Origin of the sequence: Nocardiopsis sediminis, from assembly GCF_042650565.1 — a bacterium.
Taxonomy (GTDB): Bacteria; Actinomycetota; Actinomycetes; order Streptosporangiales; family Streptosporangiaceae; genus Nocardiopsis_B; species Nocardiopsis_B sediminis.
In genome coordinates, this window is sequence record NZ_JBHSBH010000019.1 from 3,808 (window position 1) to 13,406 (window position 9,599).

At 71.9% G+C, this 9,599-nt stretch carries 7 protein-coding genes and 1 pseudogene; 6 read left to right on the top strand and 2 right to left on the bottom strand.

Going from position 1 to position 9,599, the window contains the following annotated elements:
- Positions 1-472 (bottom strand): annotated as a pseudogene (locus ACFOVU_RS27685) (hypothetical protein); the annotation flags it as partial.
- 331 nt (positions 473-803) lie between these two features.
- Between ACFOVU_RS27685 and ACFOVU_RS27690 the strand changes: the two are divergent.
- Both ACFOVU_RS27690 and ACFOVU_RS27695 read left to right on the top strand, forming a co-directional pair.
- A complete protein-coding gene (locus tag ACFOVU_RS27690) occupies positions 804-1,703 on the top strand; it encodes a proline iminopeptidase-family hydrolase (protein ID WP_378538320.1) in 900 nt (299 codons plus the stop codon).
- Between the two features lie 5 nt (positions 1,704-1,708).
- Positions 1,709-2,653 carry an ACP S-malonyltransferase gene (locus ACFOVU_RS27695; protein WP_378538322.1) on the top strand — a complete coding sequence of 315 codons (945 nt, stop codon included), beginning with the start codon at positions 1,709-1,711 and terminating at the stop codon, positions 2,651-2,653.
- Positions 2,654-2,701: 48 nt separating this feature from the next.
- On the opposite strand, the gene ACFOVU_RS27700 is transcribed toward ACFOVU_RS27695, so the two are convergent.
- On the bottom strand, positions 2,702-2,938 hold the full coding sequence (locus ACFOVU_RS27700) for a phosphopantetheine-binding protein (RefSeq protein ID WP_378538323.1): 237 nt from the start codon (positions 2,936-2,938) through the stop codon (positions 2,702-2,704).
- A 263-nt stretch (positions 2,939-3,201) separates the two neighbouring features.
- Here ACFOVU_RS27700 and ACFOVU_RS27705 point away from each other — a divergent pair, with 263 nt between their 5' ends.
- The 4 genes from ACFOVU_RS27705 to ACFOVU_RS27720 form a co-directional block, all read left to right on the top strand.
- Positions 3,202-4,725, top strand: a complete 1,524-nt coding sequence (locus ACFOVU_RS27705; protein ID WP_378538325.1) for an AMP-binding protein — start codon at positions 3,202-3,204, stop codon at positions 4,723-4,725.
- Between the two features lie 173 nt (positions 4,726-4,898).
- Positions 4,899-6,422: an AMP-binding protein gene (locus ACFOVU_RS27710; protein ID WP_378538326.1), complete on the top strand. Its 1,524-nt coding sequence runs from the start codon at positions 4,899-4,901 to the stop codon at positions 6,420-6,422.
- A complete protein-coding gene (locus ACFOVU_RS27715; RefSeq protein WP_378538328.1) occupies positions 6,419-7,672 on the top strand; it encodes a type III PLP-dependent enzyme in 1,254 nt (417 codons plus the stop codon). Before ACFOVU_RS27710 ends, ACFOVU_RS27715 begins: the two co-directional genes overlap by 4 nt.
- A 119-nt stretch (positions 7,673-7,791) precedes the next feature.
- Positions 7,792-9,599 (top strand): type I polyketide synthase (locus ACFOVU_RS27720; protein ID WP_378538329.1); only part of this gene is annotated, 1,808 nt, incomplete at its 3' end.

A 9,599-nucleotide genomic window follows, 5' to 3' on the forward strand; every position in this document is an offset into this window, starting at 1 on the left:
GCACGGGCCGGTCGGGGGCGATGCCGAGCCGGTGCAGCGCCCGCGAGCGTTCGGGTTCGCCGGTCGACGCGTTCAGGACGAGTTCGACGAGCGCGGGGTCGGGGTGGTCGGTGCCGCCGCCCAGGGCGATGGTGCAGGCGAGGCCCAGCCGCTCCGCCAGCATGGTGTCGAGGGCGAGTGCGGGCCCCTGGCGCTCGATCCAGACCCGGCCGCCGTCGGCGAGCCTGTGCGTGAGCGCGCCGGGCGCGGCCTCGACGGCGGGCAGCAGGGCGCCGCGGTGGCCGGCGCGCCGGTTCACGCCGAGGGCGGGGACGCTCACCCCGACGGGGCACTCCGCCAGCCGGGCGGTCTCCAGGAGTATCCGGTCGAGCCGGGCGCCGTTTTGCAGAAGCGCATCGAAGAATCCGATCACCCGGAGTTCGTCACCCGCCTGGGTATCGAGTTCGGAGAGGCGCATCAGCAAATTCTTCATATGGCGACGGTAGCAACCGAATTCGGATTTCCTCCAGTGGCGGAGAAGCCGCACCCCTCCCCGGGATCGCCCCCCGGTATAGGGTGAATGCCGACGTCATGGCCGCGCGGAGCGCAATTTCCGGAACCGTCCGATCGCGGCGCGGACGAAACTCAGGGGGAGCATTCCGCCCGTTTTAGGGGAGCGACACGGGCCGGTTAGGGGTCCACCCCCGCATCGCCCGGCGCCTACCGTCATGATGGCCGTTCGCGTGCGAATACGCGGGCGGCGGACGAGATGAATGGCCTATGGCGCGGGGCCGTTCCCGCGCCGACCGGATGAGGTGGTCGACGTGCCCCGAACCCCCACCGCCCGGGGAACCGTGCCGTTCGGTGACTACGCGACCTGGTACCGGGTGACCGGCACACCGGGCGGCGACCGGCCCGCGGTCGTGGTCCTGCACGGAGGGCCCGGCGGCACACACGACTACCTGCTCGGCCTGGCCGACCTCGCCGAGGCGGGGTGGCCGGTGGTCCACTACGACCAGCTGGGCAACGGCGGCTCCACGTCCCTCCCCGACGCGGACCCCGGGTTCTGGACCCCGCAGATGTTCAACGACGAACTGGGCAACCTGCTGAGCCGCCTGGGCATCGCCGGCGACTACGTCCTCTTCGGGCACTCGTGGGGCGGCCTGCTGGCCGTCGTGCACGCGTCCCACCGCCCGCCCGGGCTGCGCGGGCTGGTCGTCGCGAACTCCCCCGCGTCCTACCCGGAGTGGCTGAAGGAGCTGAAGGTCCTGCGCGACCTGCTGCCTGCGGGGATCAACGAGACGCTGCTCGCGCACGAGGCCGCCGGCACAACGGACACCCGCGAGTACTTCAACGCGATGATGGTCTTCTACAACCGGCACGTACTGCGCATGGACCCGTGGCCCCGGGAGTTCATGGCGACGTTCATGGACACCTTCAGCAACCCGACCGTCTATCAGACGATGAACGGCCCGTGCGAATTCCACGTGATCGGCACGCTGAAGGACTGGGGCGTCGTCGACGTCCTGCCCCGGATCTCCACCCCCACCCTCGTGATATCGGGCCGCCACGATGAGGTGACACCGAATTCCTGGCGCCCCTTCCACGACCTCATCCCGGGGGCCCGTGCGCACACGTTCGAGGAGTCCAGCCATTCCCCGCACCTGGAGGAGCCGGAGCGCTTCGCAGAGGTCATGATCGAATTCCTCACGAGTTTGGAATAGCCTGCATGGAATTCACCCTGGAACCCGAGACCGCCGTCGTCTTTCCCGGTATGGGGCCCACTCAGGCCGCCGATGCCGTCGAGTTCATGAAGAACACGCCGGAGGCGCGCCGCCTCACGGCCGTCGCCGACGACGTCCTCGGCTATTCGCTGGCCGACCGGCTCCTGTCCTCTGACGACGACTACTCCGAGGCGGCGCAGGTCGCGTTCGTCGTGAACTCCCTCGCCCTCGCCGAGTGGGCCCTCGACTCCTACGGCATCGAGCCGGCGGTCTGCGTGGGCCCGAGCTTCGGGGGCCGGGCCGCCGCCGTGTTCTCGGGGGCGCTGACGGCCGAGGAGGGCATCGGGCTCGCCGCCGAGCTTGCGCGGCGCACCGAGGAGTACTTCGCCACCGAGCACGGCGACATCGTGACCCTCTCCTTCGTCCGGGTCCCGCCGGAGGCTCTGAAGGGGCTGCTGGCTGAGCTGGACGAGCGGTCCGAGTGGCACGATGTTGCCTGCGTCATCGATTCCGACTTCACCATGCTGTCGCTGCGGGAGTCGCGGGCCGACTGGTTGAAGCAGCGCGTCCGCGCGATCGGCGGGCTCCCGCTGTACACGATGCGCCCGCCGATGCACTCGGCGGCGTTCGGCGGCCTGCGCGCGAGCGCGGAGGAGGCGATGGCGGGGCTGACGTTCGCCGACCCGCGCCTGCCCGTGGTCGACGACCACGACGGGACGGTGCTGACCACGGGCGAAGAAGTGCGCACCCTGCTGCTCGACACCTTCACCCGGGCGCTGCACTGGCCCGATGCGGTGGCGTCGCTGAAGGGCCTGGGCGTGCGCAGCGTCTGCGTGTGCGGGCAGGACGCGCTGTTCGGCCGGGTCGCGATCACCCGGAACACCTTCCGGGTCGCCCCGGTCACCCCCAAGCTGGTCGCGATGCGCGCGAAGCCGGCGACGGCGACCTGACCCGGTGGTGCCGGGGGCGGGCGGTGACCGCCCGCCCCCGGCACCCGGTCACGCCAGCGCGGCCAGGGTGCTCCACAGGGTCCCGGCGCTCTCGAACGTCTCCAAGGCGAGCGCCTCGTCCTGGAAACGCACCTCGTAGGCGGCTTCGAGCTTCGACAGGAGCTCGACGATCCCCATCGAGTCCAGCCCCGCCTCCATCAGGCTCAGGTCCTTGCGGATCTCCTCGTCGGCCGGAAGAAAAGGAAGGTGCTCCCGGAGGATGGATTCGAACTGCTCATCCCACATGGTGACGGCCTCACACTCTCGATCGAATGAACGAGCGAACGATCGCGCGCGGCGGAAACACCGGCCGCCCGCGGATGGATCGGACGTGGATACCTGATTCGATTCATCCACCCCATTCCCTGGACATGGTAATCGCCATCGGCGACCGACGGCAATGCCCCAGGACACCGAAATAACAAACGGGGACACTCGCCAGGGAAATCACCACCGAATTCCGGTGGGCAACGGATCCGAACCACGTGGACCGGTGATCGAGAATGACAATGGAAATTCCGCATGCCCTTTATTCGCGCTTTCAGCGCGGGCTGTCGGTCAGCCCCGACCGGGCCTGCTTCCGGGCCGGGGCCGACACCGCCACCTACGCGCAGGCCGACCTGCTGGCCCGGCGCTGGGCGGGGGCCCTGCTCCACGGCGGGCCCCGGCCGCCCACCGCGATCGGCGTGCTCGCGGCCAAGGGGACCACGGCCTACGTCGGCATCCTCGCCGGCCTGTACACGGGGATCCCGGTCGTCCCGCTGAGCCCCGACTTCCCCGCCGAGCGCACCCGCCGCATGGTCGAGGCCGCCGGGGTCGACGCCGTCATCGCCGACGCGCACGGGCGCCCGGTCGCCGACGAGCTGGCCGCCGGCGGGGCGCGGCTGCGGATCCTCGACCCCGCCGCCGACGGGATCGACGACGCCACGGCCCTGGCCGCCCCGGTGCCCGTCGCCCCGTCCGACACCGCCTACGTGCTGTTCACCTCGGGCTCCACCGGCCGCCCCAAGGGCGTGCCCATCACCCACGCCAACACCCGCCACTACTTCCGCTACCTCGACGCGCGGTTCGACTTCTCCCCCACGGACGTCTTCTCCCAGACGTTCGACCTCACCTTCGACTGCGCGATGTTCGACCTCTTCTGCGCCTGGGGAGCCGGGGCCACCGCCGTCAGCGTCCCCGTCACCGTCTACCGGGACATCCCGGGGTTCATCGCCGAGCAGGGCATCACGGTGTGGTTCTCCACGCCCAACGCCATCCAGCTCGTCCGCCGCACCGGCCGGCTCACCCCCTCGGCGATCCCCGGCCTGCGCTGGAGCCTCTTCGCCGGCGAGGCCCTGAAGGAGGCCGACGCCACCGACTGGCTCGGCGCGGCACCCGCCTCGACCCTGGAGAACCTGTACGGGCCCACGGAGCTGACCATCACCATCGCCGCCCACCGGTGGGACCCCGCGGCCTCGCCCGGCATGTGCGTCAACGGGCTGGCGCCGATCGGCAGGGTCAACGACGGCCACGACCACCTGCTCATCGGCGCCGACGGCGAGCCCGTCCCCGAGGAGGGCGAGCTGTGGATCAGCGGCCCCCAGGCCACACCGGGCTACCTCGACCCGCGCGACGAGCGCGGCCGCTTCGTCCCCCGGGCCGGCCGCACCTGGTACAACACCGGCGACCGCGTCCGCCGGGCGCCCAACGGCGAACTCGTCTACCTGGGCCGCGCCGACTCCCAGGTCCAGGTGCAGGGGTGGCGCGTCGAGCTCACCGAGGTCGACCACGCGCTGCGGACCCTCCCCGGCATCACCGACGCCGCCACCGTCGCCGCCGAGAACGACGGCGGCCTCCAGCTCGTCGTTTTCTATACGGGCGCATTCCAGCGCCCGGCCGAACTCGCCTCCCGGCTCACCCGGACCCTTCCCGCCGGGCTCGTCCCGCGGCACTACGTGCACCTGGAGGAGTTCCCCTTGAATTACAACCGGAAGATCGACCGGACCCAACTCCGAAAGCACGCATTGGAACGCATCGGCGCCCGCGGATAGGCGGTTGGCGGTACCCCTTGCCGGGTTCCAGGTCAAGGAGAGCGCTAGGGGGATCTTAGGGGGTGTCTGGCGCGGCGGCGATGGTTAGCGTTTTCGCGGATTCGGTCTCCGCATTCCGCTATTCGCGTGTCAACAAGGCGGCGAACGCACCCGCTCGGATCAAGGGAGTCATATTGTCCAATTCGACCGGCGATAACCGGGCGGCCCGATCGGGTCTCATCCACGAGATCCTGGACGGGGCCGCGGCGGCGGCCCCGGGGGCCACCGCGGTGCGCGACCCCCACGGGCCGTGGGACTACGCCCGGGTCGCCGCGCTGAGCCACGCCTTCGCCCGCTGGCTGTCGGAGATGAACGTCGGACGCGGCGACCGCATCCTCGTCCTGGCGTCGAGCCGGCGCGAGATCGTCCCCGTTCTCTACGGCGCTTCGCGCGTCGGGGCCGTCCTCGTCCCGCTGGACCCCGGGCTCAAGGAGTTCCAGCTCCGATCGATCATCGCGGACTGCCGGCCCTCCCTGGCCATCGGCGAGAGCGAGGGGCTCCAGGCGGCGGCCGCCGAGGCCCGCGTCCCCACCCACGCGCTGGACAAGCTGTGGGAGGCCGTGGAGTTCTTCCTCGGCGACACCGCAGGGCCCCCCGAGGTGACCCCGGCCGACCTCGCCATCATGATCTACACCTCCGGCAGCACGGCCGCCCCGAAGGGCGTGATGTGCCCGCACGCGTCGGTGGTCTTCGCCGCGTCGGCCATCAACGAGGTCCTGGGCTACAGTTCCGACGACGTCGTGCTGTGCCGGCTCCCGCTCGCCTTCGACTACGGCCTCTACCAGGTCCTCCTGGCGGGTCTGGGCCACGCGGAGATCATCCTCAGCGGCATGGAGAGCGATCTGCTGCTGATGCGGCGCATGCGCGAGCAGAACGTGACCGTCGTCCCGGTGGTCCCCTCTCTGGGGACGATGCTGACGACGCTCGCTCGGCGCAGCCCGGACGCCACCGCGAGCGTGCGCATGATCACCAACACCGGTGCGGCGCTCTCGGCCTCCTCGATCGACGAACTGCGCGGCGCCTTCCCCAACGCCCGGGTGGTGCGGATGTACGGCATCACCGAGTGCAAGCGCGTCACGATCATGCCGCCCGACGAGGAGTTCGCCCACCCCGACTCGGTCGGCAGGCCGTTGCCCGGGACCCGGGTGCTCATCCTCGACGACGAGGGGGTCCCCCTCCCGCCGCACAAGAGCGGGGAGATCGCCGTGGTCGGCCGCAACGTGATGGCCGGGTACTGGCGCGCACCCGAGCAGACCGAGCGGGTCTACCGCCGCAACGCGTCCACCGGGGAAGTGTGGATGCGCACCGGCGACTACGGGTCCCTCGACGACGACGGCTACCTGTACTTCGAGGGCCGGCGCGACGACATGTTCAAACGCAAGGGCACCCGGATGAGCACCGTCGAGATCGAGGCCGCGGCGCTGGACATCCCCGGCGTGCGGGCCGCCGCGGTGGTCCCCCCGGGCCCCGGGCACGACCTGGCCCTCTTCGTCGAGTCCGAGCGCAGCCCCCAAGAGGTCCTCCGGGAGATGGCCCGGCGCCTGGAACCGGCGAAGGTCCCCGGGATCTGCAAGACAGTGGAGCGGATGCCGCTGACCCGCAACGGCAAGAACGCGCGCGGCCCGCTCGCCCAGATGCTCGAAGGAGGCGCGTCGTGACGGCCGAAGCGGTGTCCGCGAAGAGCGACGAGGAACTCGTCGAACGCTACGGATCGCCCCTGTACGTCTACGACCTGGAGCGCGCGGCCGCCGCGCTCGGCGACCTCACGGGGGCGCTGCCCGAGGGCACGGTCGTCTACTTCTCGTTCAAGGCCAACCCGCACCCGGAGATCGCGCGGGCGCTGCGGACGAGCGGCGCCCCGGTGTGCAGGGCCGAGATCAGCTCGACCGGCGAGCTCGCCGCGGCCCTGTCCGCCGGCTTCGACCCGGCCGAGATCCTCTACACCGGCCCGGGCAAGACCGCCGGCGAGGTGGGGGCCGCCCTCGACGCCGGTGTCCGCTCCTTCTCGGTGGAATCCCCCGGCGACCTGCGCCGCGTCGGGAACGCGGCGGCCGAGCGCGGGACCACCGCCGACTGCCTGCTGCGCGTCAACGCCGCGGGAGCGGGGGCGGCCACCAGCATCCGCATGACCGGGGCCCCCTCCCAGTTCGGGTTCGACAGCGAGACGCTGCCCGGGCTCATGCCCGATCTCCGGTCGGTGCCGGGCACCCGCCTGTCGGGCATGCACCTGTTCTCGCTGAGCAACGCCAAGGACGAGGAATCCCTGATCACCGAGTTCCGGCACACCATCGCAGCGGCCGCCGAGGTGCGCGACACGACCGGGCTGGACCCGGCGCTGCTGGACATCGGCGGGGGGTTCGCCTCCCCCTACCTCAAGCCGGGGAAGCGCCCCGTCTACAGCGGGCTGCGGGCGGCGCTGGAGGACACCCTCGACGCGCACTTCCCGGACTGGCGGCAGGGGTCCCCCCGGGTCGCCTGCGAATCCGGGCGCTACCTCACCGGCGACTGCGGCCGGCTCGTGTGCACGGTCACCAACGTCAAGGAGAGCCGCGGCAGCACGTTCGCCGTGCTCGACGCCGGGATCAACACTCTGGGGGGCATGTCGGGGCTCGGCCGGCTGCTGCCCGTCTCGGTCGGGCTCGACACCGGGGTCCCGGCCGTGGCCGCGGACACGCGGCCCGCCAACCTCGTCGGCCCCCTGTGCACACCCGGCGACCTCCTCGGCCGCAACGTGCCCGTCCCCCCGCTCCGGCCCGGGGACGTCGTGACCATCCCCAACGCCGGGGCCTACGGCATGACGGCCAGCCTCCTCATGTTCCTGGGGCGCCCCGCCCCCACCGAGGTCATCACGCGCGGCGACGAGGTCGTCTCCGCCTCCCGGATCCTCTTCACCCGCACCTACGAGTAGCCCCACCGGCCCGCCGGGTCCCCCGTGACCGCCGGTGGGCCGCTCCTGTCTCCCCTCGTCGGCTGCCCCGGCCGCGCACCACGGACGGGCAACCCCGGTTCGCATGGAGGGCCACCAACATGAGCCAGTCCGAAAACAGCGGCGTCGAGTCCAGCGGCTCCCCCTCGGGGGTCGGGCGGGTCTCGGCGTTCACACTCCGGCTCGCGGACTCCCCGTCCGTCGCGGACCGCCGGAAGGCCACCGTCGAACTGGTGGGCGCCACGACGCTCGACGTCATGAGCGCCGTCCTGCCCGGCATGCTGGAGGAGGTCTCCGCCGACCAGGGGTTCAAGGACATGGGCCTGGACTCCCTCGCGGCGGTCGAGCTGCGCGACAGACTGGCCGCCGAGCTCGGCACGGAGCTGCCGATCACCATCGCCTTCGACCACCCCACCCCCGCGGCGCTGGCCGACCACCTGCTCGGCGTGCTCGGGCTGGGCGAACAGGACGCGGGCGGCGTCACCGCCGTTGTGCACTCCGACGAACCCATCGCGATCGTGGGGATGGCCTGCCGCTACCCCGGGGACGTGTCCACACCGGAGGAGCTGTGGGAGCTGATCCGGGACGGCCGCGAGACGGTCACCGGGTTCCCCATCGACCGCGGATGGGACCTGGACCGGCTCTTCGACGACGACCCCGACGCCGGGAACACCAGCTACGCGCGGGTCGGGCACTTCCTGCACGACGCGGGCGAGTTCGACCCGGCGTTCTTCGGGATCAGCCCGCGTGAGGCCGTCGCCATGGACCCGCAGCAGCGCCTGGTCCTGGAGACGGCCTGGGAGGCGATCGAGCACGCCGGCATCGACCCGCACTCGCTGCACGGGAGCCAGACCGGCACCTTCATCGGCGCCGAGCCCCAGGACTACGGGCCGCGGCTGCACCAAGCGCCGGCCGACATCGAGGGCTACCTGGTGACCGGCGCGGCGCCGAGCGTCGTCTCGGGCCGGGTGGCCTACACCTTCGGCCTCCAGGGGCCGACCATGAGCGTCGACACCGCCTGCTCGGCGTCGCTGGTGGCCATCCACCTCGCCTGCCAGTCGCTGCGGACCGGGGAGAGCCCGCTCGTGCTGGCGGGCGGGGTGACCGTGATGTCGGCCCCGGGCACCTACACCGCGTTCAGCCGGCAGCGGGTCATCGCGGCCGACGGCCGGTGCAAGGCGTTCAGCGCCGACGCGGACGGCACCGGCTTCTCCGAAGGTGTGGGGATGCTGCTGCTGGAGCGGCTGTCCGACGCCCGGGCGAACGGGCACCGGGTCCTCGGGGTGATCCGCGGCAGCGCGGTCAACCAGGACGGCGCCAGCAGCGGGCTCACGGCGCCCAACGGGCCCTCGCAGGAGCGGGTGATCCGCCAGGCCCTGGCGAACGCGGGCCTGGAGCCGCGCGAAGTCGACGCGGTCGAGGCCCACGGCACCGGCACCCGGCTGGGCGACCCGATCGAGGCGCAGGCGCTGCTGGCGACCTACGGGCGCGGCCGGGACGAGGACGCCCCGCTGTGGCTGGGGTCGCTCAAGTCCAACATCGGGCACACGCAGGCGGCGGCGGGCGTGGCGGGCGTGATCAAGATGGTGCAGGCGCTGCGGCACGGCGTGCTGCCCCGCACCCTGCACGTCGAAGAGCCGACCGCCCACGTGGACTGGTCGCGCGGCGACATGCGGCTGCTCGGCGAAGAGCGCCCGTGGGTCAAGGACGGCCGCCGCCGTGCGGGTGTGTCGTCGTTCGGGGTGAGCGGGACGAATGCGCACGTGATCGTGGAGGAGGCGCCGGCCGCGGTGTCTCCTGTGGACGAGGATGCGCCGGCGGAGCCTGTGGTGGTGCCGTTCGGCGGGGGATCGTCCGCGGTGGTGCCGTGGGTGGTGTCGGGTCGTGGTGCGGGGGCGCTGCGGGGGCA

Coding starts and splice junctions, on each gene's coding strand:
- ACFOVU_RS27705 (WP_378538325.1), top strand. CDS start 3,202: ATGGAAATTCCGCATGCCCTTTATTCGCGCTTTCAGCGCGGGCTGTCG.
- ACFOVU_RS27700 (WP_378538323.1), bottom strand. CDS start 2,938: ATGTGGGATGAGCAGTTCGAATCCATCCTCCGGGAGCACCTTCCTTTT.
- ACFOVU_RS27695 (WP_378538322.1), top strand. CDS start 1,709: ATGGAATTCACCCTGGAACCCGAGACCGCCGTCGTCTTTCCCGGTATG.